Source organism: Paenibacillus taichungensis, from assembly GCF_047302525.1.
In the GTDB taxonomy this organism is placed as follows: Bacteria; Bacillota; Bacilli; order Paenibacillales; family Paenibacillaceae; genus Paenibacillus; species Paenibacillus taichungensis_B.
On record NZ_CP168020.1, the window covers coordinates 4,191,425 to 4,210,446 of the forward strand.

Sequence of the window (19,022 nt, forward strand, 5' to 3'; positions counted from 1 at the left end):
ACATATGGAATATGTAGAAATCTTATTTAATTCCGTCTTTGAGCGCTTTACCTGGTTTGAATGCAGGAATTTTGCTCGCAGGAATTTCGATTTCTTCACCTGTTTGCGGGTTGCGTCCTTTACGTGCAGAGCGCTCGCGAACTTCGAAGTTCCCAAAACCAACCAATTGTACTTTGTCTCCGCTTTGAAGAGCCTCAGAGATTGCTTCGAATACGGCATCAACCGCTTTCGTTACATCCTTTTTGGACAATTCAGTCGCTTCAGACACGTTTGTAATCAAGTCTGATTTGTTCATTTGTTTTTTCACCTCCTGAATCAATGTCCTGAATGTTATACTGTGTTTCCGTTTTATAGCGAAATATACGTTCATACACAAAAAATCTACGTACATCTTGAGCGTGATGAACAGAAATCTCGGCCTGCGGTCAACAGTCATTTCTGGCAGAATGTCGCCTGAAACAAAGGTTGTTTCAGACGCCGAACAAATTTTATACTAATACAGACAGCACACAATTTCAAGTGCGGTTGCGGTTTAACACGTAAAATGTAACCGCCAGGGCAAGCACGAGCACCCCGCCTTTTACAATATCATGTGTGAAATATTGAACATTCATCATAGTCAAACCGTTCACCAGTACACCAATCAGAACCGAGCCAATGAATGTTCCAATCACGTTTGGTTTACCTGCACCAAATACGGAGAATCCGACAAATACAGCGGCCACGGATTCCATTAACAACGGAGAACCCGCATCAATTTGTCCAGAACCCACTTTGGATGCATAGATAATACCGCCGATTGCAGCAAACACTCCAGCAGCTACATAGGCGAGTGTACGCACCTTTTTTACCTTGATTCCGGATAGACGTGCCGCCTCCTCATTCCCCCCAGTAACGTACATCTGGCGCCCATACTTCGTATACGTCAAAAAGATATGCACACCGATAACCGCAATGAGCAGCAGGATGACCGAAATCGGCATTCCCAGCCATTTTCCTTGCCCAAGCTGCAGAAATGTGGAGTCCATCTCTCCGGCAGCCTTGCTTCCGTCTGGAAACTGCATATGGTTATAGATCGTGTACCCTTGAGCATACGTTTTGTGAATTCCACCGATAATGTACATCGTGGCAAGTGTAGCGAGCAGATCCGGGATACGGAGTTTCACGATCAGCAAGGCATTAAGCCAACCAATCACAGCCCCAATAATCAGCGGAACGATAATGACAACTGCCAGCGGCTGCTGATACCAAATCATTAATGAAGCGGTAACGACAGTAGTTAGTGAGACCGTTGCCCCCACCGAAAGGTCAAATCCATCGACAATGAGAGATAAGGTAACACCAATCGCCACAAATGTCACGATAGAGATTGAACCCAAAATATCGGTCAAGTTACTGTACGTGAAGAAATAAGGCAATTTAATACCGAAAAATGCTATAACACCAATAATAACGATAATCGCCCCATAACGGAACGCAAAATCCAATGATTTATCCTTCATGCTTCCACCTCTTGTCCACCGCTTGCATAGTATAGCAGCTGTTCTTGGTTAGTCTCGCCCCGTTTGAATTCCTTAACGATAGTCCCTTCACACATGACTGCAATCCGGTCACCAATGCCCAATCCTTCATCCAGTTCACATGTGAAGTAGATAACAGCTTTACCCGCCAAAGCCAGTTCGTTAATGATGCGAAAAATGTCACTTTTGGCTCCGATATCCACACCTTTTGTCGGCTCATCAAAGATAAAGACGTCTGCGTCCGCATTCAGCCATTTGCCAATGGCCACCTTTTGCTGATTGCCACCGCTTAAATACTTCACTTCCTGCCGCACTGACGATGTTTTGATACCCAGTTGCTGCACTAAAGATTCCGCATTCTCACGCTCTCGCTTTCGACTTACAAAACCTAATCTACTAAGACGTCCAAGCAAAGGCAGGCTCAAATTGCGTTCCACGTTTTCCTCAATCAGAATCCCCTGTTTCCGCCGTTCCTCAGGCACTGAGACAATGCCCAGAGCAGCAGCATCAGCAGGTTGGGAAAGGTGAAGTTCTCGATTGTTAAGCCGAATCTCTCCACTCTCCAGCCGATCTGCACCAATCAACAAGCGGGAACATTCCGTTTTCCCCGCACCTACAAGACCCACCACAGCAAGTACTTCTCCTCGATGAACAGACAGGTCTACCCCCTTGACTCGGACTCCACGCCGAAGTCCTCTCGCTTCCAGCAACACTTCACCTACCGGTGCTTCTGTCTTGGGGAACTCTTCCTCAAACGGTTTTCCGAGCATCTGCGTCACCAGATCATTGATCGTAAGCTCTTTTGCTTCACCCGTAAACACATGTTGTCCATCTCTCATCACGGTAACGCGGTCACAGTGACTTGTAACTTCAGGAAGACGGTGCGTAATGAAAATACATGCCACTCCGCGTTCCTTCAGCAAATGAACGATTCGGAAAAAAGCGTCCGATTCTTCCTGGCTCAGCGGTGCAGTTGGTTCATCAAAAATAATGACCTTGGCATCCTGGATCAGAATACGTGCAAGCAGAATCATCTGCTTCTCCGCAAGCGTCAGGTCAGCTACTTTTTTGTGAACGGATATACTCGCTCCTAATTGCTGCAAAGCTTCAGCCGCACGCTGTTGCAGTTTCCGCGGACTTTTCCACCAACCTCCGCCAGGCGATGCCAATTGATCCAGCATAATGTTCTCGGCAGCTGTCAATTGGGGAACCAGCGCAGCATCCACCTCCTGGTATACACAGTGAATACCACTCGCTTTGGCATCGCCTGGTGAATTCAGATGAAGCGTTTGCCCACTTAATTGGATGTTGCCCTGATCCAGTTGATAGGCACCAGACAGAATTTTCATCAATGTGCTCTTGCCGGCACCATTCGCACCAAGCAGTGCATGAATTTCCCCGCCTTTGACGGAGAACTCCACGTCTTTCAGTGCAGGAATGCCTGCAAACTGCTTGTGGATATGTACCATTTGAAGCAGAATCGGTGCAGTACTCATGACGCCAACCTCCAATCGCTCCCCTCCGGGAGTATCACTATTCTCATATAGTTATATTCCATCATGGTTGGAAAAAGCGCGCCTTGCGGCGCGCCTCCGTTACGCTGTTTTATTTAGCAGTAACTCCGTATTCAGACATCCAATCCTTGATTCCCTGTGTACTTCCTCCCCATCCCTCCACATACTCGGACAGCTCTGAAGTAGAGATTTGTTTGTCAGGCAGCGCATCACGCTGTACATAAACCGGGTTGAGAACCACTTGATCCTCTGTCTCATCCCCATTCAGCTTCTGGTATGCATAACGAACTTGAACACGCCCAATGTCTGTTGGATCAACCGCTGCAGAAGCTACCCAAGGGTTTTTCGGATCTTGGATCATCTGCAAGTCTTCATCACTCATGTCAATACCATATACCTTGATCTCGTCACGTCCTGCTTGCTGAATGGCACGTGCTGCACCTTTAGCGAACTCATCCCATGCAGTCCATACCGCTGTAATTTCACCTTTTGGATATTGCTTCAGAATCGCTTCCATTTTGGCTTGTGTATCCAGCGCCGGGTTCTGTGCTGAACCAAACGTTGCAATCTCCTTAATGTCCGGGTTCTCTTTCAGGAACTTGCCATAAGCAACCTGACGACGTTCCATTGGTGCAAAGCCGGCAACCCATACTTTTACGATATTTCCTTGTCCGTTAATATCTTTTTTCATTTGCTCCAGCGTAAGTTCAGCCATCTTTTGATCATCCTGGGACAACACTGTTGCTCCCGGAACACTAATGTCTGCATCGAACACAACAACCGGAATGTTTTGTTTTACTGCCTTTTTCACGCCCGGCGTCAGCAAGGAATCCCCATGATCCGTTAGAATGGCATCGAATTTCTGGTTAATTGCGCTATCGAGCAACGATACCATTTTGGCTTTATCATTATCGGCGACAAACGTAGTCAGTTGTCCACCGAATTTTTCGATTTCTTCTTTAACCCCTTGCACGTATTGTTGTGAGAACGTACCTGTGTTAAATTCCATAATCAGTGCAATTCGTTTTCCGCTAAGTGGACCTGTTACTGCTTCGGTTTGAGGCTTGTCCTCTGCTGCGCCGGAAGTTGCAGTTGAAGCAGGTTCTTTTTTAATTCCGCAAGCAGACAGCGCTAGTGTAAATACAAGCAACACACTCAACCATACCCATTTTGTATTTTTCCCTCTCATCTCTTTCTCCCCCTGTTCACACTCTCTGTGATCTCGATCACAATAGTTGAATATTAATATAACGGCTAATCCCTAGTATGTAAATGGGTTTTAGTAATTTAAAGCTAAAACTCGCTAAGTTTTTATTTGAAACTAAAGTATCTTATCCAGTTCATCCAGAATCATGAAAATAAAATAAGAAAAAGACCGCGAGGGGTACCCCTACGGCCTTTTGGACTTACAGAATTATGGCGATTAATCCACCTGAACCTTCGTTAATGATACGTCCTAGTGTCTCTTGCAATTTGTATCGTGCGTTATCTGGCATCATCGCAATTTTACCCTGAATTCCTTCTCTCACGATGGAATGCAGCGAACGACCGAACATATCTGAATCCCATACCTTGATCGGATCGTTCTCGAAGTCCTGCATCAAGTACCTCACCAGTTCCTCACTCTGTTTTTCCGTTCCGATAATCGGTGCAAACTCCGATTCCACATCGACCCGGATCATGTGAATGGATGGTGCGGTTGCTTTCAAACGGACGCCGAATTTGGTACCCTGCCGGATGAGTTCTGGCTCATCCAGTGCCATCTCGGCGAGGGATGGAGCTGCGATACCGTAGCCGGTCGTTTTGACCATCTCCAGCGCCTCAGCGAAGCGATCGTACTCCCTCTTCGCATGGGAGAATTCCTGCATCAACTGCAGCAGATGATCCTTGCCTCGAATTTCAATACCAACAACTTCCACGAGGATCTGATCGTATAATTCATCCGGTGCATACAGATCGATTTCTGCCACACCCTGCCCCATGTTCATACCACTCAGACCGGCTCGGTCGATGAATTCGTATTCCATGAACTGAGCAACAACCCGATCCACGTCACGCAGCCTGCGAATATCCTTAACCGTGTCGCGAACGGAATTTTCGTAGTTGCTGCGCAGCCAGTGGTTTTCATTCAGAACCATCACCCAGCTCGGCAGATTCACATTCACTTCATGTACAGGGAACTCATACAGCACTTCGCGAAGCACACCTGTCACATCATCTTCTGTCATTGTAGCTGCACTGAGTGTCATAACTGGAATGTCATACTTGGCAGCAAGCTCACTGCGCAACTGCAGCGCTTCTTCACTGCGAGGGCGAGTCGAGTTGATCACTAGTACAAACGGTTTGCCTACTTCCTTCAGTTCGGCAATGACACGTTCCTCTGATTCAACATAGGAACTCCGGGCAATCTCCGCAATCGTACCGTCAGTTGTGACCACAACGCCCAGCGTGGAATGCTCCTGAATGACTTTGCGTGTGCCAATCTCGGCTGCTTCCTGGAACGGAATGGGTTCTTCGAACCATGGTGTGGAGATCATACGTGGACCATTCTCGTCCTCGTATCCCTTCGCTCCTTCCACCGCGTAACCTACACAATCCACAAGGCGCACATTGACATCCAGTCCCTCGGCAACCTTGATTTGAACCGCGTTATTGGGTACGAATTTCGGTTCCGTAGTCATGATCGTTTTGCCTGCCGCACTTTGCGGGAGTTCATCCACTGCCCGCGCACGGTCTGCCTCATTTGTAATGTTCGGCAAGACGATTGTTTCCATGAAACGTTTGATAAATGTTGATTTACCTGTCCGGACTGCGCCGACAACCCCGAGATAGATATCCCCTCCGGTCCGCTCGGCAATGTCCTTAAAAATGTCCACTTTCTCCAATGAAATCCCCTCCCTAAATTACTCCGAAGGAAAAATGCTAAAGAGCATCCGCTTCGTTTTTTCAATCAGAAGACTGAAATCCCTGCAACGGTAGAGCCGCCTTTGTGAGTGCCCGGAAGTCGTCCGCCGCCGAACGTTGCATTCTGATGAAACCGGCGAAAGCGGCGTTAACTCGTACATGCAATTGGACTAGTATCATCTTATGTATCCGTATGCAGCATTATGACGCGTATTTTTTGTTTTTTTCTCAAGGTAGTTGCCTTAAGAGAATCGCCCCGCTCTCGGACTGCGCGTCTTTATTTCAATCTACTTTATGAGCGTGCTGAAGCTTTTATGCCGGTTCGTTGATTTGGTTTTCGTGGTACCGTTCAAGCCATGCAGGAGGTATACTGTGAGGGTAAGGCATTTTTTTAGCAGAGAAGAGCAGAGATAACGAGCTGAGAAAGGTGAGATGAGCATGGCACAGATTAAAGTATATGGACTAGGTGAGCATCTGAGCCCATTGAAAGCGCAGCTTTCACAAGTCATACACTCCGTTATGGTGGATGTTGTGGGATTACCGGAGAACAAGAAGTTTCATCGTTACTTTCCCATGGACACGGATGATTTTCTCTTTCCCTCCGATCGTTCAGCTGGTTATACCATTATTGAAATCAGCATGTTCGAAGGCCGAACAGATCAAGTCAAGAAAGAACTCATTCAGCAATTATTCACACGAATGAATGAACAATTGAAATTGTCGCCCAATGATGTGGAAATTACCATATTTGAAACACCTCGCAATCATTGGGGAATTCGGGGATTACGCGGCGATGAACTTGACTTGAGTTATAAAGTGGAGGTCTAAACAAAGTAATCTAAATGTAGCTTATGGACCATATGATGTGACTATAAACCAATATACAAGAAAGAGATATCCCATGATGCGGAATATCTCTTTTTTAATCTTAAGGCCAATCATTGTATTGCGTAACACTCGATCGAATTAACTCTCATTATTACTTTTTGCAACTGGGGTGTTATTCTGCCAGGTGTAGGCGACCGATTTTACAGGGACAAAGTAAGAATGCTCCAGCAAGAATTCACGCATATCTTCCATTTTCGTTGGAAGACTATCTGACTTCTCTATAGCCTGCATAATGTCAAAAGCATAATCCACATAGACATTGCCCTCGTCATCCATCATGAACGGCAGCTCCTGACCCGAATATACACTATTCAGTGTAACCGATGGGGCACCAGCCTGTGCGGCTTGTTCCATATCTACCGCGTATAGACCTGGATACAGTTCTTCCCCACTTGGCAGCTGATTGTTATGTACGGACTTGTACTGGTTGACCATTCGCTGAACATCATTTACTTTCTGCACGGTTTGAAGATCCATGACTTTGACAGTTGGGTTCACTTCTTCATCCTGAATGAGAAAGTAAGCGCTCCCACCACTCTCAAACGCAGTGCCCGGTATTTCATCCAGATACCCCTGCTGTTTCAGCTTGGACAGATCGACTCTGAATTTTTCATATTTAGGTGTTTCCATATCTGCATTGACCATGGGCAAAATCCCCTGATCCTGTTGGAATGCTTCTACCGCAGTTTGAATACGGCTTACGCTTTCCCTATAAGCTATTTTGGGATCGGGATTACTCTGGGATTGATACATACACCCCGTTGCTGTAATAGCAAACAATAGGAATAAGAGTAGACAGGACATCTTCTGCAAGTGACGCCTCTGCCTTCTTGGTTTCACGTTCTTCGTCATATTCACGTTCATCCGTATCCTCCTTGAATCGTTCCACTCAGGTATTCTTAGAACCACTTAGAACCAATCGTCCTCTTCCTGCTGCTGACGCTCCAATTGTTTACGAATCGCTGCTTTCAGAGGGTCCTCCGGAACATGAACCGTCACCGATCCCCGCACCTTCGCCTGACATGACAGTCGAGTGCCTGCATCCAGCAGTGAACCTAGTTTGTGCTTCTCGGCATCTGTTGGTGGATGCAGCGCTGCTAAATGTTCCGAATCTACTTTCACCTTACACATCAGGCAGGCTGCCTTTCCATCACATCGCGTTGCTATCTTCACCCCTGCACGGCGTGCAGCGTTTAACAGCGTTACCCCTGGCTTTAGCCGAATCGTTTTATTTTGCGGTAAAAATGTAATATTGTAATCCATAACTCTTCCTCCCAACCTACTGAGGCCAGTCGAAGCCAACAAGCTCTTCCACTTCTGCTCTGAATCGGCTTGTCCATATATTTTGCTGCCCCAATAAAGTCATTAGAGGTTGATGTACTTCGGGCATCTGCCGAATCTGTCTTGCAATGGGTTCATAACGATCGGCACGGCCTCTCATCAGATTGAACAACAGCTCATGAGCAAGCGGCATTAGACGTAATGTGTAAGAACCTACTTTGGCTTCAGGTGCATACTCGGCCAATACATGCTCAATTTCAATGCGGTACCAACTTTTACGTGACCATACTTCGAAACCCCCAACCAGTTCCAAGGCACAAGTCCCTACCTGATAATGACTGAGTAGCGAGGCATAAGGTCCAGTCTTATCTACGACAGGCTCGTCCAGCACCATTCCAGGCGCAGATTTATGCAGCAACTTCGCAGCGGTGATATCAGCGTAAATGTCAATATCTCTGGGAGCCTGCTGTAATTCCACCTGTTGTAGCAACAACCCACAGCTTCCCCCAAGCAACCACGTATAAGGCTCTGTATCCCAGGCTTTCGCCGTTTCCAGCAAAGCCGCGTGTAATTCCGGATAGCGCTCTGTACGATCCTCCGTTTCATGCGGCCTCATCGGCTCACCTTCCCTTCATCCGTTTTCGTTGTGTCAGTTCTTATGATGTGTTTATGCGGATGTTATCTCTCAGGCGAGAAAGATCAGGTCAGAGAAGCTATTCCGCCGAAAAAGCCAATCAGCATAATGAGAAAAGCAATTAAAGAAAGAATCCCACGTACAATACCTTTCGTTTTGGATCGAGCAAACGTAATCAGGAATACAGATAGTCCCATAATGAGGATTGCGACCAATGAAAGCCACATCTTGTCCATCGCGTTCATAATCCAGAGTTCTCCCCTTCAGTCCGTTATTCATCACTGACACTGTGACAATTGCAACTATTATAACACGAAACATCGCTCAGATTTCCAAAAAAAAAGACAAAAAGCAAGCCGGCAGATGCCGACTCGACTTTTTGTCTTGCTCGATCGCCTGCATAGCAGGCGCGATCTATTATTTTTTCATCATCATTTTCATTAATGATTCCATACTGTTTGGGTTTAATCCGCTTTTTTTGACGGCACTCACGATATCCTGAACTGTATCCTCAGATACCGGCACTTTTGCCATGGCGGATACTTGCTTGATCAGTTGGCGCAACTGAGCTTCATTCTGCATGGTGGACGGTTTTACTGTACTCGCCAATTTCTTGACGGCACCTTCCGTAATCGATTTCCCTGCTTTTTTGTTGATCGCTTTCAGCGCTTCCTTGGAAATGTTGTTAGCCATTTGTCTCCCCTCCTCCGGCAATACTCATGTGTATAATATGAGTGCACCGCAAAAAAGGTGAATAAGCTTCTCATTTCGGGAAAGCTGCCTACGCTACCATCAGGAATGCCATTGTTCCCAAGTTTCAAGCGTCATGACTTCCATTTCGGTCTTGGGATCACGTCCCATCAAGGCTTCAACCGCATCCCGCGGCTGTCTCTCCTGAAAAAGAACATGATAAAGCTGATCTGCAATCGGCATTTGCACACCGTATTTCTGAGAAATAAAGTGGGCAGCCTGCGTGGTCCGAATTCCTTCCACAACCATGCCCATGGAATTCAAAACATCGTCCAGCTTCTGTCCTTTGCCCAGCAAGGAACCGGCTCTCCAGTTACGGCTGTGCTGACTAGTCGCGGTCACGACCAAATCGCCGATCCCTGCAAGTCCGGAGAACGTGAGCGGATTCGCTCCCATCTCCACACCTATGCGTGTGATCTCGGCCAGCCCACGTGTTAGCAACGCTGCTTTGGCATTGTCACCAAAGTTAAGCCCGTCTGACATACCTGCTCCCAGCGCGATAATATTTTTGAACGCTCCCGCCAGTTCTACACCGATCATATCTCGATTCGTGTACACACGGAAATAAGCATTCATAAATAAACCTTGGGCTGCCTCGGCAGAAGCTTTATCCAGTGATGCCACAACAACCGTTGTTGGGCAACGCTTAACCACTTCTTCCGCATGGCTTGGACCAGAAAGTACAACGATATGTCCTTCTTCACAATCAAGTTCTTCCGAAATGACCGTGGACATGCGTTTCAGGCTTTCTGTCTCAAATCCCTTGGTTGCATGAATGATTAACATTTCCGGTTTGTAATAGGCCTTAAGCTGATGAGCAACCGAACGCATCGCCGATGAAGGAGCAACAATTAACACAGCTGAAACCCCTTCAACTGCCGTTGCCATATCCGTTGTTGCCTGGATACGGGGTGACAGTTCTGCATCGGGAAGAAAGCGTTGGTTTGTATGTTTATTATTGATCTCTGCGGCCTGGTCTTCACCACGTGTCCACATGATCACATCCAGCTGATTGGCAGCCAATACACTGGCGAGTGCAGTCCCCCAACTACCTGCAACCAGAACAGCAACTTTTTTAGACAACGCGTTTTCCCCCTCCAGGGTTTTTCGATCCCAATTTATTTTCCTGTCCTTTGGCGAGCTTCGCAATATTGGTACGATGTCTCCAGAACGCAAACAGACAAATAATCAGACTTCCCCAGAAGATACTCATCGAATATCCGGGTAACACAAGGATGAAGAGCGGTGTCAAAGCTACAAAAATAAGGGAACCCAATGAAACATATCGTGTCAATACGATGGACAGGATGGCAAATACTCCGGCGCATAGCGCAGGAATAAGTGCAAGAGTTACGAGCACACCGATCGCTGTAGCAATTCCTTTTCCTCCACGGAAACGGAAGTACAGCGGCCAGTTATGTCCTGCAATGGCAGCTATACCACTAAGTGCAGGAATCCAATCGGAACCATTGCTGAACCAAACCCCAATCCAAACGGCCGCAATACCTTTGAGTACATCCAACAGCAGTACCAGAATTGCCGGTCCTTTACCCAATATCCGCAAAGTATTGGTAGCTCCTGCATTTCCGCTTCCGTGTTGACGGATATCAATCCCCCGTAGTGCTTTTGCAAGGAGGACACTAAAGCTGATTGAACCGAGCAGATAGCTCAGTACAATCGCTGCGATTTGTAAAATCACAAACTTCTCCCCTAACCTTCGTCGGACTTCCTCCGAGTAAATATGCGAATTGGCGTCCCTTCAAAATCAAACGCTGCACGGATTTTATTCTCCAGGTAACGTTCATAAGAAAAGTGCATCAATTCCGGATCGTTCACAAAAATAACCATGGTCGGAGGTTTAACTGCAACCTGAGTCACATAGTTGATTCGCATTCTGCGCCCTTTATCCGTTGGTGGCGGATTAATCGCGACTGCATCAGATACTACATCGTTAAGCAGATGCGTCTGAACACGCATAGTATGCTGCTGTGCTACACGTTGCACAACAGGCAATAATTTTTGTAAGCGTTGTTTTGTCTTGGCTGACAAAAATACAACCGGAGCGTAAGTCATAAACAGGAAATGATCCCGAATTTTTTTCTCAAACTCATTCATTGTTTTATCAGACTTCTCTACAACGTCCCATTTGTTCACAACAAACATGGAAGCTTTACCTGCTTCGAATGCATAACCTGCAATATGCTTGTCCTGCTCAATAATGCCTTCTTCGCCATTAATTACAATCAGAACAACATCTGCACGCTCAATGGCACGCATCGCACGCATTACGCTGTATTTCTCCGTGGTTTCATAGACTTTACCACGTTTACGCATACCTGCTGTATCAATCAGCACATAGCGCTGACCGTCTTTTTCAAACGGTGTATCGATTGCATCCCGCGTCGTACCAGCAACATCACTGACAATAACACGTTCCTCGCCCAAAATGGCGTTCACCAATGAAGATTTACCCACGTTAGGACGTCCGATCAGAGCTACACGAATGACATCGTCATCGTAAGTCTCTTCCTCAAGTTCAGGCAATTTCTCTACGATGGCATCGAGCAAATCACCTACACCTGTACCATGACTTCCCGATACTCCGATTGGATCACCAAATCCAAATCCATAAAACTCATAAATGAGCTCACTGCGCCCGATATTATCCACTTTGTTAACGGCTACAACGATAGGCTTACCTGAGCGGTACAACATCTCTGCGACTTCTTCATCAGATTGCGTAATCCCTGCTTTTGCATCACACATGAATACAATAACATCCGCTTCTTCAATGGCGAGCTCTGCCTGCATCCGGATTGATTTTAAAATGACGTCCTCGCCGTCGATTTCGATACCACCTGTATCGATAATGCTAAATGGTTTACCGTTCCATTCGCCGATTCCGTAGATACGGTCACGGGTAATGCCCGGCTTGTCTTCCACAATGGCCAATCTGTCGCCGATGATCCGATTAAAAATGGTGGATTTGCCCACATTCGGTCGCCCGACAATTGCCACAACGGGTCTTGCCATACATTCCACTCCTCCTGTCCATACTTACGATACTCATCATAGCAAAAAACGCCTGTCTTGGCTAACGTTTCATGCCGTTATACTCGCAATAAAAACAATCGGCGAACCCGCTGGGGCTCGCCGATCTTGCTTTTATTGTTCAGCAAAATATGCAGTATATAACTAAGAACCATGCATGTATAACTTATTTGAATTTGCTGAGTTTGTCACCGAAGCGCTCGCCGAGCGTGATGCTCAGACCTTGATTGCTCAAGGAAACGTTCGGGTTGTTGATTTCTTCACGTGGAGCATTGTTTCTTGCAGGTCTTTCTGATTTTGGCGCTTGAGCAGGAGCTTCTTCAGTTTCCTTGATGCTCAGGCTTACACGTTGCTCAGAAGGATTCATGTCCAAGATTTTAACTTGAACTTCTTGTCCTTCTTTCAACACTTCGTGCGGAGTGCCAATATGTTTGTGTGAGATTTGCGAGATATGCACAAGTCCCTCAACACCAGGAGCGATTTCAACAAAAGCACCGAAGTCAACCAGACGTTTTACAACACCTGTTACGATATCGCTAGAGTTGAATTTGTCGCCAGCTGTTTCCCAAGGACCTGGTTGAACAGCTTTCATGCTCAAGCTGATTTTACCTTTTTCAGGATCAACTTTCAGCACTTTTACGTTTACTTTATCGCCTTCAGACAGAACGTCCGATGGTTTGTCAACGTGTGTCCAAGCCAGCTCAGATACGTGAACCAATCCGTCTACTCCGCCTACATCAACGAAAGCACCGAATTGAGTCAAGCGTTGTACCGTACCTTCGATGACTTGACCTTCTTGCAAACCAGCCATAACAGTAGCTTTGTTTGCTTCGAATTCTTGCTCAAGTACGTCTTTTTGGGAAAGGATCACTTTGTTGTTCTCACGGTCGATCTCTTTCACTTTAACACGCAATGTGCGTCCTTTGTAATCGTTGAAATCTTCAACGAAATGGCGCTCTACCATGGAAGCCGGGATAAATCCGCGTACGCCCACGTCTGCTACCAGACCGCCTTTAACAACGTCAGCTACAACAACTTCGAATACGTCTTGGTCTTCAAAATGCTTTTGCAATTGATCCCAAGCGTTTTCGCTGTCGATTGCACGTTTGGACAGAACGAGTTTTTCTTTCTCGTCGTCGATGCTAAGTACTTTAGCTTCAACTTCTTGTCCAACTTCAACTGCATCAGACGCGCTGTCTACGTGTAGGGAAGACAGTTCACGAATTGGAATTACACCGTCATATTTATATCCAATGCTCACATAGGCTTGGTTATCTTCCAATTTGACGATGGTTCCTTTTACGGTATCTCCTTTTTTCAAGGAAACGAATTGATCCAACTCATCTTGGGTTGCTTCTTGATTTTTCATTTCTTCCGACATGTCAAATACCCTCCTCAATTCAAAAACCCCATTATATTCAAACCTGCCTGTAGCAGAGTTCAAAACACTTTCAGAACTGAATGCATAGCTTAGCTTCCCTCAAAAAAATGGAAACATGCACTCAGTTGTCCGACGCCACCTTACTCACTTGCTCGGTACGCCTGTTTGCACCATTTCATTAATTTTGGACATAATCTTCTCCGTCGCTCTTTCCAGCGCATCGCCGGAAGGATCTTCCTTGAATTCGTCCAAATTCACTGGTGCTCCATACACAACTTTCATCTTACGAAAAACCTTGTAGTTACCGATAATAGCAGTAGGAATAACTGTAGCACCACTTCGGAGAGCGAAGCTCGCTGCTCCTTTTTTGCCGATGCCACCATCATTGTGTCGGCTTCCCGAAGGAAAAATGCCAAGCACTTCACCACCACGCAAAATGTTGAGTGAGGTCTTGATGGATTCCTTGCTGACGCCTCCACGTTTAACGGGGAAAGCGCCTACGGCTTTGATAATTCGGCCTAAGACCGGAATATCAAACAATTCGCTTTTGGCCATGAAACGCACCTGACGACGAATCTTGATACCAACCGTTGGAGGATCAAAGTTACTGATATGATTAGAACATAAAAGTACGCCGCCTTCTTTCGGGATGTTCTCCCGTCCAACTGCCTCCAGGCGGAAAAGAATGGTGTAAATGATCCGCAGTAATGTGCTGCAAAATGTGTAAATCATAGACCGATCTCTCCTCTGACCATTGTGCAATAAGACACGATTTTGTCAACCACTTCATGGATGCTCATCTCGGTTGTATCGAGCACAGTAGCGTCCTCAGCACAACGAAGCGGGGATATTTCCCGACTTTCATCCAGTTTGTCACGGGTGGCAATGTCTCGCTCAAGTTGCTGCAACGTCAGTCCTTCTGAGGGGTCCAGTTCTTTGAAGCGGCGAAGTGCACGCTCTTCCACACTGGCAGTCATGAAGATTTTCACTTCCGCGTCGGGCAATACTGTCGTTCCGATATCGCGTCCATCCATGACGACGCCCTTGCGCAAAGCCATTTGCCGCTGTGTATCCACCAATTGCGTACGCAGCCCCTCGATTTGCGCATATCGGGACACGATTCCCGTCACTTCACGGGAGCGGATTTCCGAGGTTACATCTTCCCCATTACAGAACACTTTCTGTCCGTCGGGATCCGGTTGTAAATCAATGACCAGCTTTTGGGTTTCCTGAAGCACCTCTGGCACATCTTCCGGTGAAATACCTTTTCGAAGCATATGCAAGGTTACCGCACGGTACATTGCGCCTGTATCGACGTATATATACGCGAGCGCCTCTGCAACCAATCGGGCCACCGTGCTTTTCCCGGCACCGGCAGGTCCGTCAATTGCGACGTTCATCTTCCCGTTCTCTGATGTGTTCTGGCTTGCCAACGGGGCATTCCTCCTCAAACGATAAGCCTCAATAAAAAAACAGGCATTGCCTGCATCGTCAAAATTATACCACACTATACACATGGATGCAAAAACAGACAAATCAGTGATGCTATTGTTCGTGTACCGTTTGCATCTGAATTGGTGTTCCTTCCAGACGATCAATGAAGGTCATATTCTTTTTCATATCAGGTACAAGAAGTAATAACTGATAGGTCACAAGCAGAATAAGAAGAACTGTAATCAGCATCAAAGCTCTTCTTTCCATTCGCTTGGATAAAACATAATATAGTCGCTCGTATCTGCGGGATGCATGGCGATTGTTCACAACCTAAACCTCCGTTTTTCCATTACAGTGCCCACCATTGTCCCTTTCTATCCCAGACAATCACCATCTTTATTTCGTTCGATAATCCAATTGCCTTTCAAAACAAAACTTGATGATCTTCTGTCGTTCCGAATCCGTAATCTGCACAAACTTTAACATGCATAGCTGTCTGCCTGTTTCCAGTGTTTTGATCCGTACCACTTCAGCTTCAAAATTCGCATGTTCAATCGCTGCATTCCGATAAGGAATAAGCAACCAGCATTTCAGCTTCTGTCCTTCCGCAATAGCAAAACTGGGTTCCCCATAAATGGACAATCCCCCGCCGCCAATATCTTCAGTCAAGCCCACAGCACGGGTCAAATCTTCACCCTGGATGGCCATTTCAAGGTTTGCATGAACACGCAGAAAACTGCGACGCTGGATTTTGGTAATGTCGTCCGGCAAGGGCTTGCGAATTCGTACAAGCCGAACTACATCTTCTTCAAATCCGGTCACATACGTGTTGAAATAATGACGAACCCCGTCTTCCGTAATATAAGAAATGGACAATTCCTCACCAAAAAACAACCTTTTCAACCGACTGCTTCCCTGTTGCATCGGAACTTCGATCAGGAAACTATTGTCATCCACATCCGCTATGCGTGATTTATATTCTTTGCTTTCCTCTTTTTCATCTGCAGAGGCAATCTGGATGTATAAAACTTCATTTATTTTGGGAAACAAGCTGTTCACCGCCACCTTAGCTTTTTATCTTCGTATCGTATGTACAAGGACTATTATACCATGACCTTTCTCATAGTGGACAACAAAAAACAGACCACTGCGTGGCCTGTTCAGTTAACTATTTGCAATTTAACAGCCTACCGGTTTCTTGATGTTATGTGGTCTCATTCACCGGTTTGATTTCCTCAACGGCTTCTTCCATACCTGTATCGGCGTTGATGTAAATTTTATATTTTGCACCATTGATGCGTCCACCGAATTCGTAACACAGAACTTCTTTGCTGTAATCATTCTTAATGAGTGATTTGCGAGCATAGCTCTCCTTGAATTCCGGATTCAGCTTTTTGCGGGCCTGTTCAACAGTGAGCGCAGCTTTTGGAATCTCCCGCTTCTTTTGATGCTCATATACAAAATCACTTGCCTGGAAGCCGGTAACATCCCCATTATCGAGGCCCACTCGAACAGACATTTTTTCTGGATAAATCAGTGTATCGCCTTGTTTGCGCACATAGGTCAGGTTACCGAGATTGCCAAACTCATCATAATTGACTGCCTTCATATCTTTGTAACCCTTATTGGAAAGGAATCGATCCGCTTTTGACATGGCTTCCTTACGTGTTACTTTCTTCGTCCCGATTGGGCGAGTGTCACTGTAAGAGATGAGCAGACCGCCATTACGGGTGAAGTCCATACTCAATTTACTGTCTTTGGATTGATCAATCGTGGCTGTGTACGATTCCCAATCTGTACCTTTACCATTTTCCTGTATTTGAATCTTGCCGTGTTCAGCATTGGAAAACTTTGCAGCTTTAGTTTGGATCTGGTCTTTGGTCATCGGTAAGCCATCCAGCTTTTTCACCGAACGTTTGGCATAAATACTGGAGACTGAAGGACCCCAGTCAAGTTCAGGGTATTCCTGTACTTTTTTGTTGACTGTACGGAATCCATCCACGATGGTGTTGTCCATCGTTTGCTCTTCCGTTGCCATAGCTGACTCGGCATCCATCCAGCGTAAACGGTCAGAAATGACTTTCTGCTGTACATCCTGCAGATTTTTAGTGATCTCGGATGAATTCGCATACAGTTTTTTCAAGTTGCCCATTTCTTTTTCACTTAAAGGTTCGTTCGTCAGATCACGCATGGACGCCTGATAAGCAAAGTTGGAGATGCGGGAGAGAAAATCTTCCGTCTCATTGAAGGGCAGCATCGTAAGCGGCAATTGGTTAATTTCATTCTGCGCTTCACTGGTAAGTCGCCATACATTCATCAGACCTTTGCGATGCATCCCTTGGGACGTAGCATGAACTGCCAGTGTATTCCCAATCTCCGAGTGCAATTTGTCCATATGAAAAGATAAATCGTGAAAAGCACGCTGATATTGATTCTCTGCCTTGATCAGAATGGCATTTTTCTCCTGGTTCTCTTGGTATCCCCATACGAGAGCACCGACTAGCAGAACTGCAAATATCGGAAACATAACTGAACTTAAACGTTTATACATCGGTTGAGTCTCCTTTCTTCTAAGCCACTACCTCTATTGTGGATCGAAGAAAGACCTCTTATGCATGCGATTTCCAGTCTGTCCAATGACGGGCTTATCAGGCATGGTCCAAATCGCTTGTTTAATTCAATTGCACCCAGGTTGTGCCGCCATCTTCCTCAATTTCGAACTGATCCCGGTTATCACACAAACACTGTTTAAAACCAGTCTCAATTCTCCCTCGTTCCTTCTTGCCTCGCAGCGTAAAACGTTCTCCACATTGTTTGCATCTGATTTTAATTTTGATTCTCATCACGCTTTCCCCGTTTCTATTTGTCTTTCCCCGGGAATTTTTATTGTTGCAACAAAAAAAACACACCGGGGCATCAGGCGCAGGTCGCGCTCCATGTCCACCAGTGTGTCCGTATTTTTATAATTTAATCTCTTCCTCACGCTTCACAAAACGAAAAGGAGAACGATTGTTGGCCCTTGTAATCTTGCCCATCGCTCCGTACCATAATCCTGCCATTAACGGCGCAATGAACCATAACCAATGATTCACCATGGTATTCATAATGACATCGTAAAGTGCATGCCAGAAGAACGGCAAAACGAGTGAAAGCGTAAGAAACCAACGTTTTTTCTTGCCATCTGTGAACTTGGCCCGCCCCATGTAATAACCCATAATTACTGCAAACATGGCGTGACCCGATACAGGAAGCAAAGCACGAATGAACATAGCTGAGACAGAAGCGTTCCCCGCAAAGGCATACAACACATTCTCAACCGTAGCAAATCCGAGTGAAACAGCAACGGAGTATAGAATCCCATCATAAGGTTCGTCAAATTCGGTATGGTTATAGATAATATGGTATATCACAAACCATTTGACGAACTCTTCAACCCCACCTGAAATCAGGATGGCTTCAACATAAGGATTATCTCCAAGCCAGATCATCATGCCACGCTGAATAATCATCACAGGCAATACCATCAGAATCCCCATGAGGAAGACTCGAAATACCATGTGAAGAGGTTCAGAGTCATAACGGTCTTTCAGATAAAAGTATGTTAACAAGGCGAGACCCGGAGCTACTGCTGCCGCTAAAACCGAAAACAAAAGCACCGAAATTCC

The 19,022-nt window shown here is 46.1% G+C and carries 22 protein-coding genes; 1 reads left to right on the plus strand and 21 read right to left on the minus strand.

The window, feature by feature from the left end:
- Positions 1-22 precede the first annotated feature (22 nt).
- The 5 genes from ACDJ58_RS18680 to spoIVA all read right to left on the minus strand — a co-directional run bounded on the left by ACDJ58_RS18680 (position 23) and on the right by spoIVA (position 5,919).
- Entirely contained in the window at positions 23-295 is a 273-nt protein-coding gene (locus ACDJ58_RS18680) for an HU family DNA-binding protein (protein ID WP_413372348.1), read from the minus strand.
- 220 nt (positions 296-515) lie between these two features.
- The gene (locus ACDJ58_RS18685; protein WP_413372349.1) at positions 516-1,502 is read right to left on the minus strand and encodes an ABC transporter permease; all 987 of its coding nucleotides are present in this window, start codon (positions 1,500-1,502) and stop codon (positions 516-518) included.
- Complete coding sequence (locus tag ACDJ58_RS18690) at positions 1,499-3,016, minus strand: sugar ABC transporter ATP-binding protein (protein WP_413372351.1); 1,518 nt, start codon at positions 3,014-3,016, stop codon at positions 1,499-1,501. Before ACDJ58_RS18690 ends, ACDJ58_RS18685 begins: the two co-directional genes overlap by 4 nt.
- A 109-nt stretch (positions 3,017-3,125) precedes the next feature.
- Complete coding sequence (locus tag ACDJ58_RS18695) at positions 3,126-4,223, minus strand: sugar ABC transporter substrate-binding protein (protein WP_413372352.1); 1,098 nt, start codon at positions 4,221-4,223, stop codon at positions 3,126-3,128.
- A gap of 217 nt (positions 4,224-4,440) precedes the next feature.
- Positions 4,441-5,919: a stage IV sporulation protein A gene (spoIVA, locus tag ACDJ58_RS18700; protein WP_024630674.1), complete on the minus strand. Its 1,479-nt coding sequence runs from the start codon at positions 5,917-5,919 to the stop codon at positions 4,441-4,443.
- Between the two features lie 457 nt (positions 5,920-6,376).
- Between spoIVA and ACDJ58_RS18705 the strand changes: the two genes are divergently transcribed.
- Positions 6,377-6,766 (plus strand): tautomerase family protein, encoded by a 390-nt coding sequence (locus ACDJ58_RS18705; RefSeq protein ID WP_413372353.1) that lies wholly within the window; start codon positions 6,377-6,379, stop codon positions 6,764-6,766.
- 138 nt (positions 6,767-6,904) lie between these two features.
- On the opposite strand, the gene ACDJ58_RS18710 is transcribed toward ACDJ58_RS18705, so the two are convergent.
- From ACDJ58_RS18710 to prsW, 16 genes are all read right to left on the minus strand, one after another.
- A complete protein-coding gene (locus ACDJ58_RS18710) occupies positions 6,905-7,690 on the minus strand; it encodes a hypothetical protein (RefSeq protein ID WP_413372355.1) in 786 nt (261 codons plus the stop codon).
- Between the two features lie 45 nt (positions 7,691-7,735).
- Positions 7,736-8,089 (minus strand): 2Fe-2S iron-sulfur cluster-binding protein, encoded by a 354-nt coding sequence (locus tag ACDJ58_RS18715; protein WP_413372356.1) that lies wholly within the window; start codon positions 8,087-8,089, stop codon positions 7,736-7,738.
- Positions 8,090-8,105: 16 nt separating this feature from the next.
- Positions 8,106-8,723, minus strand: a complete 618-nt coding sequence (locus ACDJ58_RS18720) for a hypothetical protein (RefSeq protein WP_413372357.1) — start codon at positions 8,721-8,723, stop codon at positions 8,106-8,108.
- A gap of 83 nt (positions 8,724-8,806) precedes the next feature.
- On the minus strand, positions 8,807-8,986 hold the full coding sequence (locus ACDJ58_RS18725; RefSeq protein WP_053780676.1) for a DUF2768 family protein: 180 nt from the start codon (positions 8,984-8,986) through the stop codon (positions 8,807-8,809).
- A 172-nt stretch (positions 8,987-9,158) separates the two neighbouring features.
- On the minus strand, positions 9,159-9,434 hold the full coding sequence (locus ACDJ58_RS18730) for a stage VI sporulation protein F (protein WP_301246466.1): 276 nt from the start codon (positions 9,432-9,434) through the stop codon (positions 9,159-9,161).
- Positions 9,435-9,533: 99 nt separating this feature from the next.
- The gene (locus tag ACDJ58_RS18735) at positions 9,534-10,574 is read right to left on the minus strand and encodes an NAD(P)H-dependent glycerol-3-phosphate dehydrogenase (RefSeq protein WP_413372358.1); all 1,041 of its coding nucleotides are present in this window, start codon (positions 10,572-10,574) and stop codon (positions 9,534-9,536) included.
- Positions 10,567-11,190 (minus strand): glycerol-3-phosphate 1-O-acyltransferase PlsY, encoded by a 624-nt coding sequence (gene plsY / locus ACDJ58_RS18740; RefSeq protein WP_076288925.1) that lies wholly within the window; start codon positions 11,188-11,190, stop codon positions 10,567-10,569. Before plsY ends, ACDJ58_RS18735 begins: the two co-directional genes overlap by 8 nt.
- A gap of 11 nt (positions 11,191-11,201) precedes the next feature.
- Positions 11,202-12,524, minus strand: a complete 1,323-nt coding sequence (gene der, locus ACDJ58_RS18745; protein ID WP_063566754.1) for a ribosome biogenesis GTPase Der — start codon at positions 12,522-12,524, stop codon at positions 11,202-11,204.
- 184 nt (positions 12,525-12,708) lie between these two features.
- Positions 12,709-13,923 carry a 30S ribosomal protein S1 gene (rpsA, locus tag ACDJ58_RS18750; RefSeq protein WP_413372360.1) on the minus strand — a complete coding sequence of 405 codons (1,215 nt, stop codon included), beginning with the start codon at positions 13,921-13,923 and terminating at the stop codon, positions 12,709-12,711.
- 144 nt (positions 13,924-14,067) lie between these two features.
- Positions 14,068-14,655 (minus strand): lysophospholipid acyltransferase family protein, encoded by a 588-nt coding sequence (locus tag ACDJ58_RS18755; protein WP_090807401.1) that lies wholly within the window; start codon positions 14,653-14,655, stop codon positions 14,068-14,070.
- The gene (gene cmk, locus ACDJ58_RS18760; protein ID WP_063566751.1) at positions 14,652-15,356 is read right to left on the minus strand and encodes a (d)CMP kinase; all 705 of its coding nucleotides are present in this window, start codon (positions 15,354-15,356) and stop codon (positions 14,652-14,654) included. Before cmk ends, ACDJ58_RS18755 begins: the two co-directional genes overlap by 4 nt.
- 112 nt (positions 15,357-15,468) lie before the next feature.
- Positions 15,469-15,684: a hypothetical protein gene (locus ACDJ58_RS18765; protein WP_413372361.1), complete on the minus strand. Its 216-nt coding sequence runs from the start codon at positions 15,682-15,684 to the stop codon at positions 15,469-15,471.
- Positions 15,685-15,753: 69 nt separating this feature from the next.
- A complete protein-coding gene (locus ACDJ58_RS18770; RefSeq protein ID WP_413372362.1) occupies positions 15,754-16,407 on the minus strand; it encodes a flagellar brake protein in 654 nt (217 codons plus the stop codon).
- Positions 16,408-16,561: 154 nt separating this feature from the next.
- Positions 16,562-17,908: a germination protein YpeB gene (gene ypeB / locus ACDJ58_RS18775; protein WP_413372363.1), complete on the minus strand. Its 1,347-nt coding sequence runs from the start codon at positions 17,906-17,908 to the stop codon at positions 16,562-16,564.
- 121 nt (positions 17,909-18,029) lie between these two features.
- Positions 18,030-18,200 carry a hypothetical protein gene (locus tag ACDJ58_RS18780; RefSeq protein ID WP_167666101.1) on the minus strand — a complete coding sequence of 57 codons (171 nt, stop codon included), beginning with the start codon at positions 18,198-18,200 and terminating at the stop codon, positions 18,030-18,032.
- A gap of 117 nt (positions 18,201-18,317) precedes the next feature.
- The gene (gene prsW / locus ACDJ58_RS18785; RefSeq protein WP_413372364.1) at positions 18,318-19,013 is read right to left on the minus strand and encodes a glutamic-type intramembrane protease PrsW; all 696 of its coding nucleotides are present in this window, start codon (positions 19,011-19,013) and stop codon (positions 18,318-18,320) included.
- Positions 19,014-19,022 lie beyond the last annotated feature (9 nt).